This window comes from Rhizobium sp. BR 362 (assembly GCF_036528765.1).
Classification (GTDB): domain Bacteria; phylum Pseudomonadota; class Alphaproteobacteria; order Rhizobiales; family Rhizobiaceae; genus Rhizobium.
Genome location: NZ_JARWGH010000011.1, coordinates 91,657 through 117,833, shown reverse-complemented (window position 1 = coordinate 117,833; position 26,177 = coordinate 91,657). Strand labels below are relative to the sequence as shown.

Below are 26,177 nucleotides of genomic sequence, written 5' to 3'. Positions count from 1 at the left end.
GCTGGTCGCGGCGCGGAACAAAGCGTCAAGTCTCCCGTTTTGAAAACCGGGAGATCGACACATGGCGCCGCGTTCCTTCTGGAAAGGTTATCTCAAACTCTCGCTCGTGACCTGCCCGGTCGCGATGACTCCGGCCGTGTCCGAGAATGAAAAGATCCGCTTCCACACCCTCAATCGCGAAACACGGAACCGCGTCGTCAGCCAGTATGTCGACTCCGTCACCGGCAAAGCCGTGAAGGAGGACGACGAGGTCAAAGGCTATGAGCGTGGCGAGGGGGACTATGTGCTGATCGAAGACGACGAGTTGGAATCCGTCGCGCTCGAAAGCACCCGCACCATCGATATCGACGTCTTTGCTCCGCGCGATTCCATCGAATGGATCTGGCTCGACCAGCCGCACTATCTGACCCCCGACGACCCCGTCGGCGAGGAAGCCTTCTGCGTCATTCGCGATGCCATGGAAGCGACCAAGACGGTCGGCATCTCCCGCCTGGTGATGTATCGCCGCGAGCGGGCCGTCATGCTCGAGCCCCGCGACAAAGGCATCGTGTTATGGACATTGCGCTATGGCGACGAGGTTCGGGATGCCGCCGCCTATTTCGAAACAGTCAAAGCGGACAAGATCGATCCGTCTTTGATGTCGCTCGTCCTGCAATTGATCGACGAGCAAAAGAAGCCTTGGACGCCTTCCATGGCGAGCGATCCCGTACAGGACAGGCTGCACGATCTGATTGCTGCGAAAAAGAAGGGCCGGAAACGGCCGGCCAAATCCAAGCCGGAGGCCGAAGCGCCGCCGAGCAATGTCATCAACATCCTGGATGCCTTGAAAAAGAGCGTTGCGGCCGCCTCGAAAGCCAAGCGCTAGCGCACTTTGCTCTTTTTGGATTTTGCTTGTTCCAAAGATGCCGCGGCTGCCTGAAAATCTTCCCAAGGGTCGGAGCGAAGTGCCGCTAGCCGGTTGGGGGTATTGTTGACCGTGAAATAGGCCGGCCCGATCGCGGGGCTGAGTTCTTCCCAGGCAAGCGGCATCGAGACCGCAGCGCCCGGCCGTGCTCGCGTCGAATAGGGCGCCACGGCCGTCGAACCGCGCTGATTGCGCAGATAGTCGACCAGGATTTTGCCCTGACGCTTCGATTTGGTGATAGTGGAAACGTAGCGTTCGGGGCTGTCCGCCGCCATCTGATCGGCAATGGATTTCGTGAAGGCTTTGACCGCCGGCCAGTCGGCCTTAGGCTTCAAGGGCGAGACGACATGCAAGCCCTTGCCGCCTGATGTCTTGATGAAGGCGGCGAGCCCAGCCTCTTTCATTCGATCGCGCGTTTCCTCCGCCGCTTCTATCACCCGCTCCCACGGCACGCCCGGGCCAGGATCGAGATCCATGATGATCATGTCGGGATGTTCCCAATCGGCAATCGTAATGCCCCATGGATGGAGTTCCAGCGAGCCCGCCTGCACGAGACCAAGCAGGCCATTGAGATCATCGATGCTGACAAGCGGGTCCTCATCCTTTTCCTTCGGATCGTGGATGAGGACGATATTCTTGTTCAGGCCTTTCCACGCATGCTTCTGAAAAAAACTCTGGCCGCTGATGCCATCGGGGCAACGCAGCAGCGCCAATGGCCGCTGGACGAGGAAAGGCGCCATGTATTTCCACACCTCGGTGTAATAGTCGGCGAGGCCTTCCTTGGTCACCCCCTCATCCGGCCAGTAGATGCGGTCGGCATGGGTGAGAACAACCGTCCGCTTCGGCAGCTCAGCTTCGGTCGCCGTATTGGCAGAAGTTTCACCGACAATTTCTGTTGCCGGCTTGTCTTCGCGCAAACCTCGGAATGCCGCATGCCGGAGCAGGCCATCTCCGGTCCAGGTGCGGAACTCGATTTCGGCAACCAGTTCCGGACGAACGAAACGCACGCCGCGCGCTTCCTCGGCGTTGAGGCGTTTATCGAACGGGCTTTCGTCAGCGCGCATGCCTTCGAGCTGAGAATAGAGATCCTCAGCAACCTTGTTGGTAAACCCCGTGCCGACGCGGCCGACATGCTGCAGCTTGCCTTTGTCGTAAATGCCAAGCACGAGGGATCCAATTGCCTTGCGCGCCGTCGATGACGGTACATAGCCTGCAATCACGAACTCCTGCCGGAAGGAACACTTCGATTTCAGCCAACCTTTGCCACGGCCGGAGCGATAGGGTTCGTCGGCGCGTTTCGACACGATGCCTTCCAGGCTCAAACGGCATGCATGCTCCAGCATCAGGTCGCCATCGGCATCGAAATCACTGCTGAAGCGGAGTTTTCCACTCCCGGAGGTTATGATTTTCTCCAGTATTTTCTTTCGTTCGATCAGCGGGGCAGCGCGCAGATCATATCCGTCGAGATAGAGGAGATCGAAGACATAGAGGACGAAACGATCGTTCCTGCCGTCGCTCAGATCGGCCTGCAGAGCTGAGAAGTCCGATGCGCCGGAACCGGTCTCGACTACCAACTCGCCATCCGCAAGCATCGTTTTGACGGGAAGGCCGGCAAGCTCGGCCAAAAGCGTTTTCCCAAACTTGTCCGACCAGTCGAGACCGCTGCGCGTCAGCAATTTGACGCGGCCGTCCTCGATGCGGGCTTGCACGCGATAACCGTCGAACTTGATCTCGTGGAGCCATTGCTTCCCACTTGGCGGCTTTTTCGTCAGCGTCGCCAATGTCGGCGGCACGAAATCGGGCAAAGCCGTCTTTTTAGCCTTCTTCGCAGACGAAGGATCAGCCGCGGTTTTCAATGCCAGCCGTTGGGTTTGCTTAGGCTTGGCGGTCGGCTGCTCGATCTTGCCCGTCTTCGAAGACCATCCGGGGCTTTCTCCTTCAAGCTCTTCGATCAACCGGCCGGTCTTCACGGATTCCGGCCGCTCTTCGAGAATGTCACCCGCACCCTCGGGACGGGCGGCCTCATCATCGCCTTTGATGAGCAGCCAGTTGTCCTTCTTTTCCCGAGCGCGTCTTGCCATGCGGATCAGATGCCAGCGCCCGTGCAGCTTTTCGCCATGCAGCTCGAGTTCGATGTGACCCTTTTTGAAACCCTTATGCGGATCGCCATCCGGCTCCCAGGTGCCGCGATCCCAGACGATCACCGAGCCGCCGCCATATTCGCCCTTGGGAATGGTGCCTTCGAAATCACCATAGTCGAGCGGGTGGTCTTCGACCTGAACCGCGAGGCGTTTGTCGCTTGGAATTAGGCTCGGACCTTTTGCCACCGCCCAGCTCTTCAAAACGCCGTCAAGTTCCAGGCGAAAATCATAGTGCAGGCGGCGCGCCGCATGTTTCTGGATGACGAAGCTGTTGTGACCGGCGCTCTTGCGCGTGCGTCCCCTCGGTTCCGATGTTTTCGAGAAATCCCGCTTTTCGCGATAGGTCTCAAGCGCCATGGATCAACCTGCCTTTCGCTGCCGGGAGGCATTGGAAGCGGCTCGTTTCGGCGACGGCTTCTTTTCTGCCTTCACGCCGGCGCTCTGGCGAAGCGCCTCCATGAGATCGACGACCTTTTCCGGCTTGCGCTCCTTGCGAGCGGCAATTTTGCGGCCTTCGAGCTTCGCCTTGATCAGTTCGGTGAGTGCCGCCTCATAGCGATCATCAAACGTCTGAGCGTCGAACGTGCCGCTTTTCGTGGTGATGATATGCTTTGCCAGATCGAGCATTTCGCCCTTGATCTTGATATCGGGGATTTCGTCGAAAGCCTTGTTGGCAGAGCGGACCTCGTAGTCGAAATTCAGCGTGGTCGCGAGCAGGCCCTTGTCGTAGGGACGGATCAACAAAGTCCGCAAGCGCCGGAAGAGCACCGTCCGTGCAATGGCGGCAACCTTCTTTTTCTGCATCCCGTCGCGGATCAGTGCGAACGCCTCTTCGCTGCCGCGATCGCTCGGCGCGAGATAGTAGGGTTTGTCGAAATAAAGATCGTCGATATCCGAGCAGGCGACGAATGCCTGGAGATGAAGGGTCTTGTCGCTTCCGGGGACAACGGAGGCGATTTCGTCGGGCTCCAAGATCACATAGTCGTCCTTGCCGACTTCATAGCCTTTGACCTGGTCCTCGCGAGCGACAGGTTTCCCGCTGCTGCTATCTACGAATTCGCGCCGGACACGATTGCCCGTCGCACGATTGATGGTGTGAAAAGAGATGCGCTCGGACGTCGACGCCGCAGTGTAAAGCGCCACCGGGCAAGTCACCAGACCGAATTGCAAATAACCTTTCCACTGCGCACGCGGCGACATCCCAGAAATCTCCGGTGAACCCAATCGAATTGAACGATATCTTGCGAGCTTTGTTCCGGCGCCAGAGCCAGTTTTGTTAGCCGGCCCCTCTCCCGGCAAAAAGAAACAGGGCGCAAAGGCTACAGAGTTCAATCAACAAGCCGGTCTCCATTTGCGCAAGACTTCGTGACTGTCTTGACGAATGCAGCTTATTATGAGAACATATAGTGAACAAATGGAGGTATCCATGACGAAAACCGAGCAAGTCATAGAACGCGCCATGACCTTTGTTGCCGTCTCGAAAGCGCTGCGGGAACGCGAGCAGGAACGGCGCGCCGCCTGGAAACGCCGCGTCGATATCAGCCGGCCGCTGCCGCCGTTGCCGCGCGGCTTGCAGCTTTCCCTCAAGTTGGATCGGTGATGCGGCCGATGAGGCTGTGCGAACAAGTGGACTATGAAGCGGAATTGGTCGCTCAATTGGGGGTCGCTTAGGGAACCGCGACGGAGCGATGGCGTTTCCTTAGAGGAGGACAACACCATGGCAAAATATGATCCAACGTCACCCCCCGGCCCAGCTCCGGAAGCGGGGCTCCCAAATCCCATTCAGCCACCATCGGTAGAGCCGCCTAAGATAGACACTGCGGCAAATGATGCTGACGCAGACGACGATAATGACGAAGCTGCCTATGCACGCGGAGCTGAAGCCGGCAGAAGAGAGGCGCAGGCCGAGAAAAATCCCTATCCGGAGGAAACCAGTCGCGCAAAGGCATATGAGCACGGCTATCTGGATGCGCAGAAGATAAGAAGCGACGACAAGCCGCCGGCTTGAACTCATATCTCTCTAATCGTTCTCATGAATACGGCAGACCGCGCCGGTCTGCCGCGGAGAGCAGTTGCCTGACTTATTCCTCCGGCCTGTCGGCAAAGTGAGAAACGGCAAATTCGGCGACTTTTCTGTTCGATTTGCGTGCATCCTCTATCCAGAATGGGAATATCTGCCATTGATGGATCATGCCCGGCCAAACCTCCACGGTGACATCGACCCCGGCCGTGCGTGCCTTGTCTTCCAGCCGGCGCGTGTCGTCGAGCAGCGTTTCGCGCGAACCGACCTGCAAGAGCAGGGGCGGAAATCCGGTCATATCGGCATAGAGCGGCGATCGTTCGGGATCGACCGGAGATTTGTCGCCGATATAGGCGTTGCGTATGATCTCCAGCTCGGCTTTGCCCATGAAAGGATCATTGTCGGCATTCGTGGTCATGGAGTCACCCGCCGCGGCTAAATCGGTGACCGGGCTCATCGCGACCACGGCGGCCGGCAGGGGTCCCTTGATCCGAAGCTGGTTAAGGGTAGCCTCGATTGCCAAAGTGCCGCCGACGGACTCTCCGGCAATCACCACGTTTTCAGGCCTGTATCCTGAGGCTAGAAGCCAACGATAGGCAGCCAGAGTGTCATCGATCTGGGCCGGAAATCTGTTCTCCGGCAACAGGCGGTAGCCGACCAGGAGAACATCGGCGGACGCCGCCTTGGCGAGCGAACCCGCTATATTCCGGTGCGTCCTGAGCGAGCCGCTGTAGAACCCTCCTCCGTGAAGATAAAGGATAGCGCGCCGGCCAATCGGATGGTGCAGTCGTGCGGGCCATATCAGGTCGGCATTGACCCCGTTTGCATCGACATGGCGGATCTGGACGCGCGTCGGATCCGGCGTGGACGCCATAAGCCTTTCGAAAGCGGCCCGCCGCTGGCGAAGATCTTGAGCGGCATAGCTCGGACGCAAGGCCTCGATGAGTTTGTCGATTTGATTGTTGGAGGCTTTCGTCTGTGAAGCGGCGTCAAGCGCATAGCCCGATGAGATCGTTAGCACCGGCAAAAGGACCATGGCGACCGTAGCGATCAATGCCGCCACAAAAAGGCGCATGAAGCGAAAAAACCAAAATCCGTTCATACGATTAGCCTTTCTGCCATGAAAACCCGGCGCAGCATTACGATGCCACGGTCGCAGAATTGATGTCTGAGTCAAGCCTCATGGGCGCGGTCAGAGCGCCGGCCACCAGCAGCAACTGTGGCCTCTTCCTTGCACGATCGTGACAATGCATTCCCCGCCTAAAAATGCCCGTGGAATCATGCAACTCGAACTTAGCTATAGTGCACCACCGAAGTGACATCGCCAGCGTTCCAAATCTTTGATCGATTTGAGAAACCGCTGGCGACGCGCCAAGACGAGGTTGTTCTCGGCAGGCTCCAAGTGCCGCTTACGCCGGTTCGTGCCGAGAGGTCAGGCGGGCGATGATAGCCTCTCGTGCCGTCCGTGAACCGGCAAGACGCCGCTTCGTCCTAGCGATCACATCGGCTGTCGCCTGCTCGGGGGTGCCCGAATGGAACGGCGGCGCGGGTGCGTATTCCAGCGATAGCTGGACCGTTTCCGCTTCTTCCTGGCCGATGAGAGCCGCAACCACCACCAGCCCGAAGTCGATGCCGGCAGTCACTCCGCCCGCCGTGATGAGATTGCCGTCGCGGACGATGCGTCCGGCGGTCGGAATAGCGCCGAAACTTGCAAGAAAATCTTTGGCGTTCCAGTGCGTCGTCGCCTTCCTGCCCTTGAGCAGACCGGCGGCGCCCAGCACCAGAGAACCGGTGCAGACCGAGGTGATGAAACGCACCTGCTCTGCCCGTGCGCGAATAAAGGACAACACGATCTCATCCTCGAGCAGTGCATTGATTCCGCCACCGCCGGGCACGCAGAGAACATCGAGTGGCGGGCAGTCATCGAAAGTGGTTGTCGGCTGAAGCGGCAATTTCGTCGCGGAGATGACCGGCGAGGTATCCTTCCAGATCAGATGGACCTCCGCACCTTCCGTCGAGGCAAAGATCTCATAGGGGGCTGTCAGATCGAGTTGTTGAATGCCGGGAAAGACAAGCAGTCCAAAGCGAATGGTCATAGTGCGTTCTCCGATGGTTGACTCCGGCGAACTTACCCGATCACTATCTGGCGTATTTGCCAAAGTCCCCTCGTTTTGAGCCAACCTATGCGCCGCGTCGAAATCCTTGCCTTCGAAGATGCCCAACTGCTCGATATAACCGGGCCCTTGCAGGTGTTTACCAGCGCCAACGAGGAGGCGCTCGCGGCCGGTCAGCCGAGGCCCTATGACGCGATCGCCGTTGCAACAAGCACGCAGACGGCAACGACCTCGGGATTGACGCTTGCGACAGCATTGCTGCCTCATGACGATGAGGCGATCGATACGTTGATTGTCGCGGGTGGGATCGGAGTCAATAAAGCGTGTGAGGATAAGGGCCTTGTCGACTGGATCGGCCGGCGTTCAGCCAAGGCGCGGCGGACCGCCTCGGTCTGCAGCGGCGCCTTTCTTCTCGCCGAAGCCGGGCTTTTGGATGGGCGACGGGCGGTGACGCATTGGCACCGATGCAGGGAGTTTTCCAAGCGTTTCCCAAAGGTCCGACTGGAACCCGATCCGATCTTTATCCAGGACGGCAACACGTGGACGTCGGCAGGCGTCACGGCCGGCATCGATCTTGCGCTCGCGCTGGTCGAGGCCGATCTCGGCCGAAAGCTGACGCTCGCCGTTGCACGCGAACTCGTCGTCTTCCTGAAGCGGCCGGGCGGTCAGGCACAATTCAGTACCATGCTGTCGCTGCAGGAAAGCGGCGATCGTTTCGACCGGCTGCACGGATGGATCATCGACAATTTGCGCGCCGACCTTTCGCTGCCGGCACTCGCCGAGCAGGCAAGCATGAGTGCCCGCAGCTTTTCGCGGCATTATCGCCAGGCAACGGGGCGCACGCCAGCCCGGGCAGTCGAGGATATCCGTGTCGAGGCCGTACGGCGTCTCCTGGAGCAGGGCTTGTCTGTTCGTCAGGCACGTATCCGCTGCGGCTTCGGTTCGGAAGAGACCATGCGGCGGAGTTTCCTCAGAGCATTCGGAACCACGCCGCAGGCTTTCCGGGATCATTTCGGATAGCCAGCCGTCGTCAATGATCGGAAGACGGTCTCCTCGTCAAATGCCAAAATGCCTCTGTCTTAAAGACGCGCACGAAGCCGGCCGCGTCATTTTTCTCATTCCGCAGATCGTCTGACACCGCAAGATGACTGGACATCTCGTCTCTTTGGGATCACCATTGATGTGGGCTGAAGTGCCATCGAAGGGGACCAACTATCGCCAAATAGGAGGCCGAGATGAAGCAGCATGCACGCGATGACTTGCAGAAAATTGCAAAAGTCGATCAGGATTTCCTTAATCGAGAGATGTCGCGAAGCCAACGGCTCGAACGTTGGATAGATCTTCTCGAACGGAGTCCCCGACAGTTTCTTTCCACTTTGCGCGAAACCGAATTTCAGCCTAGCGAAACCAGGGCGGCAATGCGGACGGACAGCTCCCCGATCTCCGTCGCCTTTGCAGATCCTGTTCTTCGCGCCGCTGGTTTGGAAAACGACAGCTATGGAGAAGCCAAGCGCTTCTTTGAACTCACGGATCATGAGCTGCACGGAATTGTCTGCTACTGCCATTTCGGCGAGACGGTCAGTTCTGCCGTAGTCGCACGCTCCATCCGTCCGCTGGTCGCCGGGCGGCCACCGAGCCTGTTTGCCCGTTTGCGCAAGGCATTGTCGATATAGACCATACCTTCGGCAATACCGGCTCCGGCTGACGGACTTTAGCGATGTGTCCAACTTGGCTACATCGCAAAGGTAACACCCCGGCAGTCGAGCGTTGGCTTGGCAATCCCTGAGGCAGAGATCCTCAAGGATCGCCTTGCCCGACGCTTGGCGGAGGGCTATCGCGGATAGCAATCTACAGCGAGAGAATAAGAAGCCTGCAATATTGTTGCGAGCAAGCCGGCCTTCGGCTCGATTCCAAGCGTAAAACGAGAAAGGGCGCTCAACCCATTCGGGGAGCGCCCTTTCCAACCCGGACAGCCTGAAACGCAGCGACTGACGTCGAGCAGCAGACCATCAACACGGGAAGTCACGCTTACATACGGTTGCGCGTTTCCGATTTCAAGTGGCGGCAGCATGAATAGCGTGCCAGGCAGTTGAATGTTGGAGCGATCTTGGCATCAAGTTTGGCGGAATGAGCTGGTCGCGTTTTTTATTTTTTGCATCAATCCTTTACCGCGATGCCCGCCGAAACGGCGGCTGCCAAAAAGGCATCGCATGCTTCATCAACCGACCCTTGACTATGGTAGGTGCTGATCAGTGTTTTCTTGGCCATGGCATGGATGCGATCGGCTTTGCCCGGCGGCCATTCGCGAAGAAGAAATTTAAGGGCCTGTTCGGTGTTGTTGATCGTTACGTGGTGGCCGTTCTGCGGGGTGACGACCGTCACCGAACGATTCCACAAATATTTGGACATGTAAGTGTTTCCTCCGCCCGTGAAACGGACACTCTTCGCCTTGGTTCCAGACGGAGCGAAACAATCAAAAATATATTCATCTGAGAATGCTGCTTAACACGCTCACGCCCCGGCGCCCCTCTTGTCGCAATTGCTTCGAGGTTAAGCCTGGGTGTGGATGAAACAAAATGGGCTTTGTCTTGTTTGACCTTTCATAGGAAAGGAGCTCGACATGACGCAGTCTCGAAAGCCCAAAACACTATCGCGCGAAGAAGACTATCGCGATTATGAGGATCGCAATCTTCGGGATGGCTGGCCCTACTCGGACGGAAGTGGAAGTGCCTCGCAAAGCCCCGAGAACAGGGGATATGGCGATACCGACGCCAATTTCGACGAGGAATCAACTGGCGATTTCATCATAGATACAGCCGATCAGACTGGCCTCGAGCGCGCCGAGGATTATACATCGGGGCCTCTGCCGACGGACCGCATTGACAGCGATGAGCTGGAAGCAGTCATTACCGAGCGGCTCGAACAGAGCGGTGTCGACATCGACAGCATCGACGTACGCGCCAACGACGGCGTTGTGACGTTGGAGGGTAGTGTCGAGACGATCCCGTTGGCTCGTCACCTCGAAGCCATCGTTCGGTCCATTCCCGGAGTTGTGGAGGTTCAAAATAACCTTCGGACGACGGGCGTCGATGCGCACATTCCGGGCGACGAATAGCGCCAGGTTTGGCCATGGAAACGGAGTCAATGCCGCAGGAAATTCCGGATCTTTTTCAGATCCTGGATGAAGGCCAATCGGCTCCGTTCCTTCTCGTCCGCTTCCCTGATCCTCAGAAGTGCTGATGGATGAATGGTGACAAGAATGTCGAGTTCGCCGGGTGGATGAAGGATGCTGCCGCGGTCGCGCATCACCCGCACCTTCGATCCGAGCAACGAGGATACGGCCGTCGCACCAAGCGCTACGACGAGTTTCGGCTTCAACAGTTCAAGTTCGGCGCCGAGCCACCAGGCGCAGCGTTGTATCTCACCGGCGTTAGGCCTGGAATGCAGCCGCTTCTTGCCGCGCATCTGATACTTGAAATGCTTGACCGCATTGGTGACATAACAGCGGTCGCGATCGACACCCGCCTCCTCGAGACATTGATCCAGCAGGCGGCCCGCCGGCCCGACGAATGGCCTGCCTGACAGATCCTCCTTGTCGCCGGGTTGTTCGCCAACCAGCACCACCTCCGCGGTGCCAGGGCCTTCACCGAAGACGAGATGCGTCGCATGGCGATAGAGGTCGCAGCGCGTGCAGGATTCGGCCTGGTGCCGGAGTTCGCCAAGCGTCGCCGCATCGGCATGATCGGGCTTAAGAGAAGGACCGGTATCGGGCGAAGAGTGTTTATCGAGCATGGGGGGCTCGCTGCAATTTTGAACGTTACACCCCTCGTCAACCGATCCCCGCTCTCTTTGTTCCGTGTCGGCGGGATGCAATCCCCAGTCTTCACCAGGCGTATCCATCATCCGGTATCAGACGCGCTTCGAGGCAGGCCATGACAAAGGCTTCGCGCGCAGCTTCCAGGGTGGCGCGATGCGAAACGGCTGCGAGGCACTTTTCCTTTGCCTCCACATAATATGAGCCTCTTTCGGACGGCCATCTGACGGATAGGAAATGGATCGCGTCTTCCGGCCCGTTCACGAGCGAGACGAAACGACCGCCTACCGCCACGCAAACCGGTGCGTTCCAGAGCATTTTGAATTTGACGTCGATGATCTCGTTCATTTGCTCCCCCTATGTTCCGCCTAGCGTTCGGCCACCAAACCATGCCTCGGGATGATTGTTCCCGTGGAACGGAGCGCTATTTGCCGGATACGGCATCGCATCCTGCAGTGCCGGCACGTCGCCGCTTCCTGCAAGCTGAGGCATTACGTTTCGCAGCGCGATTGAGATCGTCTTGCCGGCTCGGGAACAACCGTTGCCTTTGAATGTTCGTGGATCTGAGGGGCAGTTTCTGGATCGAAAGATGAATGACTCGACGGTGACATATAGCCAGATGTTTTCGGGCAAGCGGCTCTTGATCGTCGAGGACGAATATTTCCTCTCTGAAAAGACGCGCCAAAAATTACGGGAGCTTGGCGCTATCCTGATCGGCCCCGTCCGGAACGCCGAAGAGGCTCTCGAACTCATCAAAGGCAAGAAAGTGGATGCGGTGATCCTTGACCTGCATCTCGACGCTCGACATGCTTTTTCGATGGCCGAAACGCTTGAGAGGCTGAAGCTTCCCTACATCTTCGCAAAAGGGAATGGCCCACCCATCGTTCCCGGCGGATTTCCCGGCTTCATCCTAAGCGAAAAAGCCACCGAGATCGAACAGATTGCCAAGGCGCTGTTCGGCAGGCGAAAGCGAAATCTTTGATAGATCAACGCGCAAGCTGTCGGCGGGCTTGGTCGACGCGGCTCTCCGAGCCGATGTTGATTACCGTTCGATCGTGCCGCTGCGGCGGATTTTGCGCTGGAGAAGCAGGATGCCATAGAGCAGCGCTTCTGCCGTCGGAGGGCATCCGGGCACATAGATATCAACCGGAACGACCCGGTCGCAGCCTCGAACGACGGAATAGGAATAATGATAATAGCCGCCGCCATTGGCGCATGAGCCCATTGAAATCACATAACGAGGTTCGGGCATCTGGTCGTAGACCTTGCGAAGGGCCGGCGCCATCTTGTTGCATAGGGTTCCTGCCACAATCATCAGGTCCGATTGTCTTGGACTGCCGCGTGGCGCGGTGCCGAAGCGCTCGACATCATAACGCGGCATCGACATCTGCATCATTTCGATTGCGCAACAGGCGAGCCCGAACGTCATCCACATCAGTGACCCCGTTCGCGCCCAGGTGATGAGTTCATCGGTGCTTGTGACAAGAAACCCTTTATCGGCAAGCTCGTTGCTGATGGTGCCCATAAAAGGGTCGCGGATAAGCGCCTCGCCGGGAAGTTGGAAGTTGCCGATGCTTTGATCGTGATCAAGCGGAGACATCGTTTGCTCCTCCGTGAAACAATATCCCTAACTTCATTCGGGGACGCGTGTTCCGGAGGTGAGCTTTTCCAGTCCCATGCAAAGACATTGCCTTTGCAGATGCAGGACTATTTGGCAGCTTTCGACGAAAAATGATCGTCTCTACTTGGTATAGAGGGCCCTCGACCGCTCCAGGTGTTTCAGGACCGCCGCCTCCGCACCGTCGGCATCGTGGACGGAAAGCCGCTCCAATATTTCTTCATGTTCGACAAGCGTAAACTTTTCCTTGCCGGTCCAGATGAGCATCTCCGTGTGGTAGGTCTTCAACCACGCCAGCATTGCCTCGCTGACCCCAACGAAGATCGGGTTTCCGGAAATCTGGGCGATCCGGGTGTGAAACTGCATGTCGGCGGAAATGAATTCTTCGGCATGCCCCAGCGACGCCCGCTGACGTTCGATAATATCCCTAAGATCGGCAATATCCTTTTCGGTTGCGCGCGGTGCGGCCTCCCGAGCCATGCCGCGCTCGAAGAATATGCGCGCGCTCTTCAGATGCTCGAGCGAGTCAGACGACTGCGACAGCATGATCTTCGCGGTCAGATCAACCTGCCGGAAAATGGATTGCGCCGTCAGTTGCAGGACCTTTGCACGTTCCCCATGCGAGATGCTGACCAATCCCCTATTGGCGAGCGATTGCATCGCCTCGCGGATCGCCGGACGCCCTACGCCGAAGCGCTCCATGAGAACACGCTCCGACGGCATCTCATCGCCGGGCTTGAGTTCTCCCGACGTGATCAAACGTTCTAATCGGTCGAATACTTCGTCAGAGAGCTTCCGACGTACAATCTGTTCGATTGGCTGACTCATGGCATCTCGCTGGCTCAAAGCTTTTCTCCCTTATGCAATGTCAGACAGCGCCGAGAAAGCCCGTTCAGAATAACTGAGAGCCTCCTTAACAAAAAATCGTTGCACAAATTGGAATACTCATTATACCAGATCACAAGTTGACGCCACGCCAAAATCGTCGGCGAGAGGAGTATTGCCTGCCTATGAGCATCACCATCACCTACCGTATAGAGACGCCTGGCAACATCGAAGCGATGGCAGCCAAGATTGCCAGCGATCAGTCCACGGGAACCTTCGTGCCGGTTCCCGGCGAAACGGAAGAGCTGAAATCGCGGGTAGCGGCACGGGTACTGGACATTCGGCGGCTGGAGGATGCAGAGCGGCCGACATGGCCGGAAGTTGCCGCCGGCCACGGTCCTCTTCATCGCGCCGATGTCGACATCTCCTTTCCGCTCGATGCGATCGGCACGGATCTTTCGGCCCTGATGACGATAGCGATCGGCGGCGTCTACTCGATCAAAGGCATGACCGGCATCCGCATCGTCGACATGAAGCTGCCGGGCGCCTTTTATGGTGTGCATCCCGGTCCGCAATTCGGCATTGCCGGCAGCAAGTGCCTGACGGGCGTCGAGGGACGTCCGATCATCGGCACGATCGTCAAGCCGGCACTCGGCCTTCGCCCTGCCGAGACTGCGGAACTGGTCGGCGAACTCATCAGCTCCGGCGTCGATTTCATCAAGGACGACGAAAAGCTGATGAGTCCTGCCTATTCGCCCCTCAAGGAGCGCGTCGAGGCGATCATGCCGCTGATCCTCGACCACGAACAGAAGACCGGGAAGAAGGTGATGTATGCCTTCGGCATTTCCCATGCCGATCCCGACGAGATGATGCGTAACCACGATCTGGTCCTGAAGGCCGGGGGCAACTGTGCCGTCATCAACATCAATTCCATCGGTTTCGGCGGCATGAGCTTCCTTCGCAAGCGCTCGGGACTGGTGCTGCACGCCCATCGCAACGGCTGGGACGTGTTGACGCGTCATCCCGGCGCCGGCATGGATTTCAAGGTCTATCAGCAGTTCTGGCGTCTGCTCGGCGTCGACCAGTTTCAGATCAACGGCATCCGCGTCAAATATTGGGAGCCGGACGAAAGCTTCGTCGAGTCCTTCAAGGCCCTCAGGACGCCGCTGTTCGATCCGTCCGATTGCCCGCTCCCCGTTGCCGGCTCGGGACAATGGGGTGGCCAAGCGCCGGAGACCTACCAGCGCACCGGCCGCACCACCGATTTGCTCTATCTCTGCGGCGGCGGCATCGTCAGCCATCCCTTCGGACCGGCCGCCGGCGTCCGCGCGATCCAGCAGGCGTGGCAGGCCGCGGTCGCGGATATCCCGCTCGAGGACTATGCAAAGGACCATCCGGAACTCGCCGCTTCGATCGCAAAATTCAGTGACGGCAAGGGCGCATGATGGCGGCGGGCAATCTTCTGATCAGCTATTACGGGGACGATTTCACCGGCTCGACCGACGTGATGGAAGCTCTGGCTTCGAACGGCGTTCCGACGGTGCTTTTTCTCGGCATCCCCGACGCCGCGCTCCTGGAGCGTTTCAGGCAGTGCCGGGCCATCGGCATTGCCGGCACAAGTCGTAGCGAGACCCCGGAATGGATGCAGCAGCATCTCGTTCCGGCATTGCGATGGCTGAAGGGGTTCAAAGCGCAGATATGCCATTACAAGGTCTGCTCCACCTTCGATTCCAGTCCGCGGATCGGCAATATCGGCAAGGCAATCGAGATCGGCAGGGAGCTTTTTTCGCAATCCTCCGTGCCGGTCGTCGTCGGCGCGCCTCAGCTCAAACGTTACACGGCTTTCGGCCACCTCTTCGCGGCCTATCAGGGTCAGGTCTACCGCATCGATCGCCATCCGGTCATGAGCCGCCATCCGGTCACGCCCATGGACGAGGCTGATCTGGCGGTGCATCTTAGCAAGCAGACTTCCCTCCCCGTCAGCCTCGTTGATCTCGTAACCTTGCTGGCCAAGGATGCGGACCGGCTGGTCGACGAATGCGCGGATGAAACGGCTGGAATCATGCTGATCGACGTCGACAGCACCGAAACCCAGGCCGCTGCGGGGACTCAGCTTTGGCGGCGCGCAACAAAAGACGGTCCCTTCGTCGCCGGCTCCTCCGGCGTCGAATACGCGCTGCTAAATGCCTGGCACCGGGAAGGTCTGATTGGCGAACGCCCCGATTTTGCGCTCCCGGGCAAAGTCGAGCGTCTGGCAGTCGTCTCGGGCAGCGTCTCGCCGACGACGGAACGGCAGATACGTCACGCGATGACGGTTGGCTTCGACGGCATCGACCTTGATCCCCTCGCACTCATCGGCGAAAGCGCTGACCAGGCGATCGAAGATGCCGTCCACGCCGGCATTTCCAGGCTGAAGGCGGGCCGCAGCGTCATTCTGCACACGGCCCTTGGCCCCTCGGCCGATCGTGGCAGCGCGATCGATCGTGTTCCGGACGCGCGGCATCGGCTCGGACAAGCCCTCGGCATCATCCTGCGTCGCCTCATCGAAAGCGAAAAGCTCAGCCGTGCTGTCATCGCCGGCGGCGACACCTCAAGCCATGCGCTCAGAGAATTGCGCGTGCAAGCACTGACGACGTTGCTGCCTCTCCCGCAGACGCCGGGCTCGCCGCTCTGCGTAGCTCATGGCAGCTACGCCCCGACCAATGGGCTGCAGATCGCGCTGAAAGGCGGGCAAGTCGGAACCGACGGCTATTTCTCGCAGATCCGCGACGGAAGAAGCGTGTAGAAAAATGCGTTTTACGCCCTTCTGAGTAATGGTGTGCTTATTGACTCATCATACCACTTGCGATACCACAATTCGAAATCGATGAGGTAAAAAACATGACTGCAATTGCTCTTTTCGGTGCCGGTGGGAAAATGGGGTACCGGCTCGCCAAAAATCTCAAAGGTTCGCGTTTCGATGTCCGCCACGTCGAGGTGAGCGATGCCGGCAAGGCGCGCCTGAAGAACGATCTCGACCTGTCATGCGTTCCCGTGGACGAGGCCCTTGACGGCGCCGAAGTCGTCATTCTGGCGGTACCGGATACAGCGATCGGCAAGGTTGCCGCCGGGATCGTCGACAAGCTGAAGCCTGGGACGATGGTGGTCGCTCTCGACGCCGCAGCACCCTTTGCGGGCCACCTGCCGAAGCGCGATGACCTGACTTATTTCGTCACCCATCCCTGCCATCCACCGATCTTCAACGACGAAACCGATATGCAGGCGAAGAACGACCATTTCGGTGGGCTATTTGCCAAACAGCACATCGTATCCGCGCTGATGCAGGGGCCGGAAGCTGCCTATGCGCTCGGGGAAGAGATTGCCAAGGTGATCTGGGCGCCGGTCATGCGCTCGCATCGGGTCACCGTCGAGCAGATGGCGATGCTCGAACCAGGGCTTTCGGAAACGGTCTGCGCATCGCTGCTCGTCGTCATGCGCCAGGCCATGGACGAGTGCGTTGCGCGCGGCGTTCCGGAACAGGCCGCCCGCGATTTCCTGCTCGGGCACATGAACGTCCTTGGCGCCGTGATTTTCAACCAGGTCGAGGGCGTGTTCTCGGATGCCTGCAACAAGGCAATCGAATTCGGCATCCCAGCGCTGATGCGCGACGATTGGAAGAAAGTCTTCGAGCCCCAGGAGATCGCAGAAAGCATCCACCGCATCACCTGACCCAAATCCCGGGAGGGCTCGCCCCTCCCTATCTTCGCCCTACTGGGAACAGGGCCGTTTCATAATTGGGAGGAAACCATGAAACTGACACGCAAACTCACTCTTGCCGCCTTTGCCGGCGCTCTTGCATTGGGCACCGCAATGCCTGCCTTTTCGGCAGATCTGATCGCCATCATCACGCCCGCGCATGACAATCCGTTCTTCAAGGCCGAAGCCGTCGGTGCCCAAGCCAAGGCGAAGGATTTGGGCTACGAAACGCTCGTCATGACGCATGACGACGACGCCAACAAGCAGTCGGAAGTCATCGATACGGCGATCGGCCGCGGCGCCAAGGCCATCATTCTCGACAATGCCGGCGCCGATGCGACCGTAGCCGCGGTCAAGAAGGCCAAGGATGCCGGCATCCCCTCCTTCCTCATCGACCGCGAAATCAATGCGACCGGTGTCGCCGCCGCCCAGATCGTCTCCAACAACTATCAGGGTGCACAACTCGGCGCGCAGGAATTCGTCAAGCAGATGGGCGAAAAGGGCAATTATGTCGAGCTCGTCGGCAAGGAATCCGACACCAATGCCGGCATCCGCTCGCAGGGCTACCACGACGTCATCGATGACTATCCGGACCTGAAACTGGTCGCCAAGCAATCGGCGAACTGGAGCCAGACGGAAGCCTATGCGAAGATGGAAACCATTCTGCAGGCCAACCCGGACATCAAGGGCGTGATCTCGGGCAACGACACGATGGCGATGGGTGCGATCGCGGCACTTCAGGCCGCCGGGCGCAAGGATGTGATCGTCGTCGGCTTCGATGGCTCCAACGATGTGCGCGACTCCATCAAGGCCGGCGGCATCAAGGCAACCGTGCTGCAGCCCGCCTATGCCCAGGCCCAGATGGCGGTTGAGCAGGCCGATGCGTATATCAAGAACAAGACGACCCCGAAGGAAGAGAAGCAGCTCATGGATTGCGTTCTCATCACCGCGGCGAACGCCGACAAGCTTGAGACCTTCGCGCTGAAAAATTGAGGGCGGACCGAGCACTGCGGAGGGCGTGGCAAAGCCACGCTCTCCTGACGTTTTCTGTGAGATGGGGTGCATTGCATGTTGAGCATCAGAGGCGCCGTCGTGGCCCTCACATTGGCCGCAGCACTGCCCGGCTGTAAGATCATCAAGACACCGACGGCCGAGGAAAAGGCGGCGCAGGCGGCAAAAGGCGCCTTCGACCCTGCGGCCAAGGTCGACGCAATCTGGCAGTCGCAAGCGGTACCGGACCTTGAAAAGCGGGCGGGCGACCTCAAAACGGTGATGCAGGCTGCGGCATCTAACCCGGACGAGGCCGGCGCAAAATATGGCAATCCGCGCAAGCAGAGCACCTCGCCCTGGACCTATGCCGTGAAGCTCAAGGGCAAGATCGTCGCCGCCGACACGGCATCCCGCGCCGCAACGCTCGACGTCGATGTCGATGGCGACGGCAAGGCCGACGCCAAGGTTCAGATCGGCCCGGCAATCCGCGGCACCGCGCTGCGCGACGCCTTGGATTTCGTGGACTTCAACGAATTCAAGAACCAGATCGAATGGGCGCAATTCGGCAAGGCGTTCAACGAGAAGGTGAACACGTCCTTTCTCGTCGCTTTGCCAAGGGATGGCATGACCGGAAAGACGGTCGCGGTAACCGGCGCGTTTCCGCTGCCCGCATCCGGTCAGCTCCCGCTGATTACCCCGTCGGCGCTGACCTTGGGACAATCATCATGAGCGATGCGACCCAGGAAGACATCATCCTTCGTCTCGAGGACGTGTCCAAGGTTTATTCAGGCATCGTCGCGGTCAAGCGCGCCAACCTCGAACTGCGGCGCGGCGCGGTCAATGTGCTGGTCGGCGAAAATGGCGCCGGCAAATCGACGCTGATGAAGATCATCGCAGGCGTTGAACGCCCGACCGCCGGCCGTATCCTCCTGGAGGGCGAATCGGTTCATTTCGACAGTCCGGCCGACGCGCAGGCGCGCGGCATCGGTATGATTTTCCAGGAACTCAATCTTTTCGCCAACATGACTGTCGCCGAAAACATTTTTGCGACGCGCGAAATCACGCGCGGCGTCTTCGGCATCGACCACAAGGCGCAGATTGCCAAGGCCAACGAATTTTTGAGGAAGCTGGATGCAGGCATCAGCGCCGAGACCATGGTGGAAGATTTGCCGATCGGGCAGCAACAGCTTGTCGAAATCGCCAAGGCTATTTCGCTGAATGCCCGCATTCTGATCATGGACGAGCCGACATCCGCGCTTTCGGCGGCAGAGGTCGACATCCTGTTCAAGGTAATCGCCGAACTGAAGGCGCAGGGTGTGGCGATCGTCTATATCTCCCACCGGCTTGAGGAGCTGATGCGGATCGGCGATTACATCACCGTGCTGCGCGACGGGCAGATCACCGGCCAGGCGATGGTTCGCGATATCGATACGAAATGGATCGTCCGGTCGATGATCGGATCGGATGCCAAGGATTTTGCGAGGGACGGCGGCCACACGATCGGCAAGGAAGCTTTCCGCGCCGAAGACGTCAGCCTGCCACGGCCGACCGGCGGCCTTGCGGTGGACCATGTCTCGCTCTCCGTTCGCGCCGGCGAAATTCTCGGCATCTACGGGTTGATGGGCGCCGGCCGCAGCGAGTTTTTCGAATGCGTCATGGGCCGGCACATGCACTCGACCGGCAAGATATTCATTGACGGCGTCGAAGTCCGCGAACGCGACACGACCCGCCGTATCCGGCGCGGCCTGGCGCTGATCCCGGAGGACCGGCAGCGCGAGGGGCTGGTGCAGGTGCTCTCGATCGCCAGCAATCTGACGCTTGCGAGCCTCGGCCGCTTTGCACGCTTCTTTTTTCATATCGATGCTGGTGCCGAAAGGAAGGCCACTCGCGACATGATCCGCGATCTTTCGATCAAGGCGCCCAATCCCGATTTCGAAGTCACATCGATGTCCGGCGGCAACCAGCAGAAGGTCGTGATCGGCAAGGCGCTGATGACCGATCCCAAGGTCCTTCTGATGGACGAGCCGAGCCGGGGCATTGACGTCGGAGCCAAGGCCGATGTCTTCCGCACCATGCGCAAGCTCGCCGGCAAGGGTCTCGCAATCCTGTTTTCAACCTCGGACCTTGAAGAGGTCATGGCGCTTTCCGATCGGGTCGCTGTCTTGAGCAACGGCCAGTTGATTGCCGTCTTCGACAGAAACGAAGCGACGGAAGAGGCCATCGTCGCAGCATCTGCCAAGGGACACGGACATACAAGGGAACTCGCGTCATGACCGCGGACACATCTTCTTCTTTTGCGGCCAAGCGGTCGAACGGCTCCATACTCCTGACGTTGATGAAGCTCAGGACCTTTATCGCCCTTTTTGCCGTGATCATCTTCTTCGCCATCTTCGCGCCGAACTTCACCTCGACGGCAAATATGATCCTGATGTCGAAGCATGTTGCGCTTAATGCCTTCCTGGCCATGGGCATGACCTTCGTCATCATCACCGGCGGCATCGATCTTTCGGTCGGCTCGATCGTCGGCCTGTGCGGGATGGTCACCGGCGCGCTTATCCTCAACGGCGTCGAATTGCCGATCGGATATACGGTCTACTTCAACCTCTATGAGATCGTGCTGATCACGCTTGCAGTCGGCCTCGTCATCGGGCTGATCAATGGATTGCTCATCACCAAGCTCAACGTTGCGCCCTTTATCGCGACGCTTGGAACGCTGTACATCGCGCGCGGCATGGCATTGTTGTCTTCGGATGGCCAGACCTTTCCGAACCTGGTCGGCAGGCCGGAATTCGACACGACCGGCTTCGACGTCTTCGGCGCCGGAAGGCTGCTCGGCCTTCCGGTCTCCATCTGGATCCTCATCGTTCTGGCGCTGCTCGCCGCTTATGTCGCCCGCTCGACGCCGATCGGCCGGCACATCTTTGCAGTCGGCGGCAACGAGCGCGCGGCGCGCATGTCGGGCATTCGCGTCGATCTGGTGAAGATCTTCGTCTACATGTTCTCCGGACTGTGCGCAGCCATTGTTGGCATCGTCATTTCGTCGGAACTTATGGCGGCGCATCCGGCGACCGGCGAGAGCTTCGAACTCAACGCCATCGCCGCGGCGGTCTTAGGCGGCACCTCCATGTCCGGTGGACGCGGCACCATCGGCGGCACGATCATTGGCGCTTTCGTCATCGGCATTCTCTCTGACGGATTGGTGATGATGGGCGTTTCGTCCTTCTGGCAGATGGTCATCAAAGGGCTGGTCATCATCATTGCGGTTGTGGTCGATCAGGCGCAGCGCCGTCTGCAACAGCGGGTGACACTCATGCAAATGGCAAAGGCAGGTTGAGAATGACGGAACTCAAGGGTGCGCTCATCGGCTGCGGCTTCTTCGCAGTCAATCAGATGCATGCGTGGAAGGACGTGGATGGCGCTGAGATCGTCGCGATCTGCGATCGTGATCCCGCGCGGTTGAAGATCGTCGGCGACCAATTCGGCATCGAGCGCCGTTACAGCGATGCGGTGGCGCTTTTCGCCGATGGCGGCTTCGATTTCGTCGATATCGCGACGACGGTACAAAGCCACCGCGCCCTGGTGGAAACGGCGGCGGCCCATAAAGTCCCAGCCATCTGCCAAAAGCCTTTTGCGAAGACGTTGGGCGACGCCAAAGCCATGGTCAAGGCTTGCGCCGACGCCGGAATTCCTCTTATGGTTCACGAGAATTTCCGTTGGCAGACGCCGATACAAGCGGTGAAGTCCGTTCTTCAATCAGGGAGAATCGGCGAGCCGTTCTGGGGCCGCTTTTCCTTCCGTTCCGGCTACGATGTCTTTTCCGGCCAGCCCTATCTTGCCGAAGGCGAGCGCTTCATCATCGAAGATCTGGGTATCCACACACTCGATATCGCACGCTTCATTCTCGGCGATGTCACGACGCTCACCGCGCGCACCAAACGCGTCAATCCGAAGATCAAGGGTGAGGACGTCGCCACCATCATGCTCGACCATCAGAATGGCGTGACATCGATCGTGGATGTGAGCTACGCGACCAAGCTTGGGACGGAGCCCTTTCCCGAAACGCTGATCGAGATCGACGGAACGATGGGAACGATCCGGCTCTCGCAGGGCTATCGTCTCGAGGTTAACAGCGCAGAGGGCACGACGGTCTCGGATGCCTCGCCCAAACTTCTCTCCTGGGCTTCCCGCCCGTGGCACAATATCCAGGAAAGCGTGCTCGCCATCCAGCAGCATTGGACGGACCGTCTCGCATCAGGCGGCGAAACATCCACCTCAGGTGCGGATAATCTGAAAACCTTCGCGCTTGTCGAAGCCGCCTATGACAGTGCCGCTCATGGGAGGACAGTCGATATTGGGGCAATGCTGCGATGACCGCTGAAATCGACCCGTTTCAACTTTATGGTACGCGTGAGACTGAGATTCGGCCGCAGCGCCTCATTGCCGGCAGGCTCGCCGTCGACTTCAAGGACGGCAATCTTCGCACGATCACCTATGATGGAACCGAAGTGCTCCGCGCCGTCGCCTATCTCGTGCGCGACCGCGATTGGGGGACTTACGCTCCGCAATTATCGGACTTGAAGATCGATCAGGCTAATGACGGATTTTCGGTAGGTTACCTCGCGCATTGCACGGGTCCCGAGAATACGGACCTTGCGATCCGCGTGCACATCTCCGCCAAGACCGCAGGTACTGTGATCTTCGAAGCGGAAGCGACGTCGAAAACAGGCTTCGAAACGAATCGTTGCGGCTTCTGCATTCTCCATCCGATTGTCGGCGTTGCCGGTTCGCCGGTCTCGGTGGAACATGTCGACGGTCGCCGCGAGGACACGCGCTTTCCCGATCTGATCGAACCGTGGCAGCCCTTCAAGGATATGCGGGCGATTACGCACACCGTCATGCCGGACGTCACGGCGGAATGCCGCATGGAAGGCGATACGTTCGAGATGGAAGACCAGCGCAACTGGTCGGATGCCTCCTACAAGACCTATGTCCGCCCCCTTGCCCTGCCCTGGCCCTATCGGATACCGGCCGGCCAGGCTGTCAGACAGCGGATCGTCCTGAGTTTTGCCGACAAAAGGAAAACGCTGACCGCCCCTGCATCCGTCCAGCCCGACAGCCGTGCAGTCACCATCACGGAGGGAAACAAGCGCGGCGCCATGCCGTCGATCGGCCTTGTGATCACGCCGGAAGAGGCGAAGGCGACGCTTGACGCGCGAGATGTTCTGGCAGAGATCGGGCCGCAGGAATTGCTCTTTCATTTCGATCCGAATGCTGGTCATGACGCTACCGCCTTCAAAACCTTCAGCACCATCGCAGGACTTCACGCCGGCACGTCGACCCTCGAAATCGCATTGCCGTGCCGAAAGTCGCCGCTTGCCGAAGTACAGGAGATCGCGACTTGGATGAATGCGGCCGGTTTCAAACCGAACGCGGTCGTCATATCCCCTTCCGTCGACAGGCAATCGACCCCGCCGGGCAGTCAATGGCCGGAATGCCCGCCGCTGGAAGAGGTCTATGCGGCGGCACAATCCGCCTTTCCCGGTCTGCGGCTCGGCGGCGGCATGCTCAGCTATTTCACCGAACTCAATCGCAAGCGTGTTCCTTCCAAACCGCTCGATTTCATCACTCATTGCACGAACCCGATCGTCCATGCCGCCGACGATCTCAGCATCATGCAGACGCTGGAAGCGCTGCCGTTTATCACCCGCTCGGTCCGCGCCATCTATGGCGACATGCCCTATCGCATCGGCCCGTCCACCATCCCAATGCGTCAGAACCCCTATGGCAGCCGGACGATGGACAATCCGGCTGGTCGTCGCATTCCGATGGCAAACAGGGATCCCCGGCACAATGGCCGTTTCGCGGAGGCCTTCGCACTTGGCTATGCGGCTGAAGTGCTCGATGCCGGATTGGAATGCCTGACGCTTTCGGCGCTGACGGGGCCGTTCGGGCTGATCGCCGGCAAGGACGAGCCGTCGCCAGTCGGCGGCAGGCGCCCGATCTTCAACACGGTCGCTAGCCTTGCTCGGCTCGCCGGCAGCCAATGGCGGGAATGCATCTCATCCGATCCGTCTGCCGTTCTTTCCTTCGTTGCGGCGCCAGCCAACGGGGCGCCGCAAATTCTGCTGGTGAACATCACGGCCACAGCACAGCCGGTCGAACTTGGATCCTTCCGCTTGGCCGAGAAACGCGAGAGCGGAAGGCTGACGCTGCAACCTTTTGCCGTCGGTTCAATCACGCTGATGGATTGACCGGACCGCCGAGAAGGGCAACTTAGTCTTCCGAAACGAGATGACGGGAGGACTGACGTGAAGACGAAGAAGCTTATCAATGACGGCGCGGCCGCCGTGGACGAGATGCTGGCGGGCGTTCTGGCGGCCCATCCCCGCCACCTGCGTGCCGTCGAGGGATCACCGCGGTCGATTATTGCAAATCACGGACCAAGGCCTGGCAAGGTCGGCCTGGTCATCGGCGGCGGCTCAGGGCATGAGCCAACCTTTTTGGGTTACGTCGGCAAAGGGCTTGCCGATGCGGCAGCAATCGGAAATGTCTTCGCCTCTCCGCCGCCGGATCCGATCATCGAATGCGCCAAGGCTATCAACGGCGGCGCCGGCATCCTGTTCCTGTATGGCAATTATGCCGGCGATGTCATGAATTTCGATATGGCTGCCGAGATGCTGGCCATGGATGACATCGAAGTCCGCACCGTGCTGACGACGGACGACGTCGCCTCCGCCCCCATCGACCAACGGGAACGCCGGCGCGGCGTCGCCGGCAACGTCTTTGTTTTCAAGGCGGCCGGTGCAGCCTGCGACCTCATGTACAGCCTCGACGAGGTGGAGCGGATCGCACGATGGGCGAATGACCGGACCTACACGATGGGTGTTGCGCTATCGCCCTGCTCCCTTCCGCAAACACTAAAGCCGAACTTTCAGCTTGGCGACGAAGAGATGGAAATCGGCATGGGCATTCATGGCGAGCCGGGCGTTGCCCGCGGTCCGCTCAAGCCGGCCGATCAAGTGACCACCGAACTGCTCGACAAAATCCTCGGCGAGATGAAGGCCGAGCGGGGGGACCGTGTGGCCGTGCTCATCAACTCGCTCGGCTCGACGCCGCTGATGGAACTCTACATCATCATGCGGAAGGTCAAGATGACGCTCGATGCTGCGGGCATAGAGATCCACCTGTCGCTGGTTGGGAACTACTGCACCTCGCTGGAGATGGCCGGCGCCTCGATCACGCTGATGCATTTGGACGACGAATTGCAGCGGCTGATCGATCATCCCTGCGATTGCGCGATGTTCCGCTCAGGCGAGGCTCTGCAATGACGACGGTTACAACGGAAGACCTGAAGGGCCTTTTCGTGCGGATTGCCGAGGCGATGACCCGGGAAAAGGATCGCCTCTGTGAGCTGGACGGCGTGATCGGCGATGCCGACCATGGCATCGCCATGGAGCTCGGTTTTTCGGCCGCCGCCAAGGCGGTTTCGGAGCTGGATTCGACTGCTGCCGATCCGACCCTGGTCTTTAATACCGCGGCGAAATCCTTTCTCAATGCGGTGGGAGCCTCTTCCGGCCCGCTCTATGCGACAGCTCTGATGCGCGCCGGCGCAGCGGTAAAGGGGAAACCATCGCTGAACGACGACGATATGGTCGATGTGTTTGCAGCCTTTGCGAAGGGCATTCAGGACCGGGGCAAGGCAGAGATCGGCGAAAAGACGATGGTCGATGCCTGGGCGCCGGCTGCCGCCGCCTGCCGCGCCGCCCGAGATCAAGGTTTGTCGCTTGCCGAATGTTTGGCGGCCGGCCTCAAGGCTGGCGAGACAGGGGCTGAAGCGACAAAGAGTATGATCGCGGCAAAGGGCAGATCATCGCGCCTTGGCGAGCGGGCCCTGGGCCATATGGATCCGGGAGCGGCTTCCGCCGTGGTGATCATATCCTGCTTTGAGGCGCACTTCACATCAGAATGATGATGACCTCATCATACCAGTTGACATGTTGATAGCGATTTGTCAAA

27 protein-coding genes are annotated in these 26,177 nt (G+C 59.2%); 18 read left to right on the top strand and 9 right to left on the bottom strand.

Annotation, left to right across the window (positions count from 1 at the left end):
* Positions 1 to 61: 61 nt before the first annotated feature.
* Positions 62 to 865, top strand: coding sequence for a non-homologous end joining protein Ku (ku, locus tag QDY28_RS16655; protein ID WP_331382785.1), 804 nt, complete (start codon positions 62 to 64; stop codon positions 863 to 865).
* Here ku (QDY28_RS16655) and ligD read toward each other — a convergent pair.
* Both ligD and ku (QDY28_RS16645) read right to left on the bottom strand, forming a co-directional pair.
* Positions 862 to 3,402: a DNA ligase D gene (gene ligD / locus QDY28_RS16650; RefSeq protein WP_331382784.1), complete on the bottom strand. Its 2,541-nt coding sequence runs from the start codon at positions 3,400 to 3,402 to the stop codon at positions 862 to 864. The genes ku (QDY28_RS16655) and ligD overlap by 4 nt on opposite strands.
* Before the next feature lie 3 nt (positions 3,403 to 3,405).
* Positions 3,406 to 4,245, bottom strand: coding sequence for a non-homologous end joining protein Ku (ku, locus tag QDY28_RS16645; protein ID WP_331382783.1), 840 nt, complete (start codon positions 4,243 to 4,245; stop codon positions 3,406 to 3,408).
* Between the two features lie 226 nt (positions 4,246 to 4,471).
* Between ku (QDY28_RS16645) and QDY28_RS16640 the strand changes: the two genes are divergently transcribed.
* Positions 4,472 to 4,645 carry a hypothetical protein gene (locus QDY28_RS16640; protein ID WP_172831005.1) on the top strand — a complete coding sequence of 58 codons (174 nt, stop codon included), beginning with the start codon at positions 4,472 to 4,474 and terminating at the stop codon, positions 4,643 to 4,645.
* 117 nt (positions 4,646 to 4,762) lie between these two features.
* Positions 4,763 to 5,053, top strand: a complete 291-nt coding sequence (locus QDY28_RS16635; RefSeq protein ID WP_331382782.1) for an Sf3a2-prov protein — start codon at positions 4,763 to 4,765, stop codon at positions 5,051 to 5,053.
* Between the two features lie 73 nt (positions 5,054 to 5,126).
* Here the strand turns inward: QDY28_RS16635 and QDY28_RS16630 are convergent, their stop codons facing one another.
* A complete protein-coding gene (locus tag QDY28_RS16630) occupies positions 5,127 to 6,140 on the bottom strand; it encodes an alpha/beta hydrolase (RefSeq protein ID WP_442967541.1) in 1,014 nt (337 codons plus the stop codon).
* Between the two features lie 334 nt (positions 6,141 to 6,474).
* Complete coding sequence (locus tag QDY28_RS16625) at positions 6,475 to 7,161, bottom strand: DJ-1/PfpI family protein (protein ID WP_331382781.1); 687 nt, start codon at positions 7,159 to 7,161, stop codon at positions 6,475 to 6,477.
* Positions 7,162 to 7,248: 87 nt separating this feature from the next.
* Here QDY28_RS16625 and QDY28_RS16620 point away from each other — a divergent pair, with 87 nt between their 5' ends.
* Positions 7,249 to 8,199: a GlxA family transcriptional regulator gene (locus QDY28_RS16620; RefSeq protein WP_331382780.1), complete on the top strand. Its 951-nt coding sequence runs from the start codon at positions 7,249 to 7,251 to the stop codon at positions 8,197 to 8,199.
* Between the two features lie 215 nt (positions 8,200 to 8,414).
* Positions 8,415 to 8,852: a hypothetical protein gene (locus tag QDY28_RS16615; protein ID WP_028752090.1), complete on the top strand. Its 438-nt coding sequence runs from the start codon at positions 8,415 to 8,417 to the stop codon at positions 8,850 to 8,852.
* Between the two features lie 484 nt (positions 8,853 to 9,336).
* On the opposite strand, the gene QDY28_RS16610 is transcribed toward QDY28_RS16615, so the two are convergent.
* The gene (locus QDY28_RS16610; RefSeq protein WP_331382779.1) at positions 9,337 to 9,561 is read right to left on the bottom strand and encodes a DUF982 domain-containing protein; all 225 of its coding nucleotides are present in this window, start codon (positions 9,559 to 9,561) and stop codon (positions 9,337 to 9,339) included.
* Positions 9,562 to 9,799: 238 nt separating this feature from the next.
* On the opposite strand from QDY28_RS16610, the gene QDY28_RS16605 reads away from it, so the two are divergent.
* Complete coding sequence (locus QDY28_RS16605; RefSeq protein ID WP_331382778.1) at positions 9,800 to 10,294, top strand: BON domain-containing protein; 495 nt, start codon at positions 9,800 to 9,802, stop codon at positions 10,292 to 10,294.
* A gap of 26 nt (positions 10,295 to 10,320) precedes the next feature.
* On the opposite strand, the gene QDY28_RS16600 is transcribed toward QDY28_RS16605, so the two are convergent.
* Positions 10,321 to 10,971, bottom strand: a complete 651-nt coding sequence (locus tag QDY28_RS16600; RefSeq protein ID WP_331382777.1) for a UdgX family uracil-DNA binding protein — start codon at positions 10,969 to 10,971, stop codon at positions 10,321 to 10,323.
* Positions 10,972 to 11,062: 91 nt separating this feature from the next.
* The gene (locus QDY28_RS16595; RefSeq protein ID WP_331382776.1) at positions 11,063 to 11,341 is read right to left on the bottom strand and encodes a DUF982 domain-containing protein; all 279 of its coding nucleotides are present in this window, start codon (positions 11,339 to 11,341) and stop codon (positions 11,063 to 11,065) included.
* Between the two features lie 241 nt (positions 11,342 to 11,582).
* Here QDY28_RS16595 and QDY28_RS16590 point away from each other — a divergent pair, with 241 nt between their 5' ends.
* The gene (locus QDY28_RS16590) at positions 11,583 to 11,975 is read left to right on the top strand and encodes a response regulator (protein ID WP_331382775.1); all 393 of its coding nucleotides are present in this window, start codon (positions 11,583 to 11,585) and stop codon (positions 11,973 to 11,975) included.
* 60 nt (positions 11,976 to 12,035) lie between these two features.
* On the opposite strand, the gene QDY28_RS16585 is transcribed toward QDY28_RS16590, so the two are convergent.
* Together QDY28_RS16585 and QDY28_RS16580 are read right to left on the bottom strand one after the other, a co-directional pair.
* The gene (locus QDY28_RS16585; protein WP_331382774.1) at positions 12,036 to 12,593 is read right to left on the bottom strand and encodes a NuoB/complex I 20 kDa subunit family protein; all 558 of its coding nucleotides are present in this window, start codon (positions 12,591 to 12,593) and stop codon (positions 12,036 to 12,038) included.
* A 141-nt stretch (positions 12,594 to 12,734) separates the two neighbouring features.
* Positions 12,735 to 13,439, bottom strand: a complete 705-nt coding sequence (locus QDY28_RS16580) for a transcriptional regulator NanR (RefSeq protein WP_331382773.1) — start codon at positions 13,437 to 13,439, stop codon at positions 12,735 to 12,737.
* A gap of 182 nt (positions 13,440 to 13,621) precedes the next feature.
* Between QDY28_RS16580 and oiaX the strand changes: the two genes are divergently transcribed.
* The 11 genes from oiaX (at position 13,622) to dhaL (ending at position 26,130) form a co-directional block, all read left to right on the top strand.
* A complete protein-coding gene (gene oiaX, locus QDY28_RS16575; RefSeq protein WP_331382772.1) occupies positions 13,622 to 14,881 on the top strand; it encodes a 3-oxo-isoapionate-4-phosphate decarboxylase OiaX in 1,260 nt (419 codons plus the stop codon).
* On the top strand, positions 14,878 to 16,221 hold the full coding sequence (locus tag QDY28_RS16570; protein ID WP_331382771.1) for a four-carbon acid sugar kinase family protein: 1,344 nt from the start codon (positions 14,878 to 14,880) through the stop codon (positions 16,219 to 16,221). The genes oiaX and QDY28_RS16570 overlap by 4 nt, the downstream gene beginning before the upstream one ends.
* Positions 16,222 to 16,316: 95 nt before the next feature.
* Positions 16,317 to 17,144, top strand: a complete 828-nt coding sequence (locus QDY28_RS16565; protein WP_331382770.1) for a phosphogluconate dehydrogenase C-terminal domain-containing protein — start codon at positions 16,317 to 16,319, stop codon at positions 17,142 to 17,144.
* Between the two features lie 78 nt (positions 17,145 to 17,222).
* On the top strand, positions 17,223 to 18,164 hold the full coding sequence (locus QDY28_RS16560; RefSeq protein WP_331382769.1) for a D-ribose ABC transporter substrate-binding protein: 942 nt from the start codon (positions 17,223 to 17,225) through the stop codon (positions 18,162 to 18,164).
* A gap of 75 nt (positions 18,165 to 18,239) precedes the next feature.
* Positions 18,240 to 18,890 (top strand): DUF2291 family protein, encoded by a 651-nt coding sequence (locus QDY28_RS16555; RefSeq protein ID WP_331382768.1) that lies wholly within the window; start codon positions 18,240 to 18,242, stop codon positions 18,888 to 18,890.
* A complete protein-coding gene (locus tag QDY28_RS16550) occupies positions 18,887 to 20,434 on the top strand; it encodes a sugar ABC transporter ATP-binding protein (RefSeq protein WP_331382767.1) in 1,548 nt (515 codons plus the stop codon). Before QDY28_RS16555 ends, QDY28_RS16550 begins: the two co-directional genes overlap by 4 nt.
* Positions 20,431 to 21,495 carry an ABC transporter permease gene (locus QDY28_RS16545; protein WP_331382765.1) on the top strand — a complete coding sequence of 355 codons (1,065 nt, stop codon included), beginning with the start codon at positions 20,431 to 20,433 and terminating at the stop codon, positions 21,493 to 21,495. Before QDY28_RS16550 ends, QDY28_RS16545 begins: the two co-directional genes overlap by 4 nt.
* A gap of 2 nt (positions 21,496 to 21,497) precedes the next feature.
* Positions 21,498 to 22,532, top strand: a complete 1,035-nt coding sequence (locus QDY28_RS16540; protein WP_331382764.1) for a Gfo/Idh/MocA family protein — start codon at positions 21,498 to 21,500, stop codon at positions 22,530 to 22,532.
* Complete coding sequence (apnL, locus tag QDY28_RS16535; RefSeq protein WP_331382763.1) at positions 22,529 to 24,412, top strand: D-apionate lactonase; 1,884 nt, start codon at positions 22,529 to 22,531, stop codon at positions 24,410 to 24,412. The genes QDY28_RS16540 and apnL overlap by 4 nt, the downstream gene beginning before the upstream one ends.
* A gap of 57 nt (positions 24,413 to 24,469) precedes the next feature.
* A complete protein-coding gene (locus QDY28_RS16530; RefSeq protein WP_331382762.1) occupies positions 24,470 to 25,489 on the top strand; it encodes a dihydroxyacetone kinase subunit DhaK in 1,020 nt (339 codons plus the stop codon).
* On the top strand, positions 25,486 to 26,130 hold the full coding sequence (dhaL, locus tag QDY28_RS16525; RefSeq protein ID WP_331382761.1) for a dihydroxyacetone kinase subunit DhaL: 645 nt from the start codon (positions 25,486 to 25,488) through the stop codon (positions 26,128 to 26,130). The genes QDY28_RS16530 and dhaL overlap by 4 nt, the downstream gene beginning before the upstream one ends.
* Positions 26,131 to 26,177 lie beyond the last annotated feature (47 nt).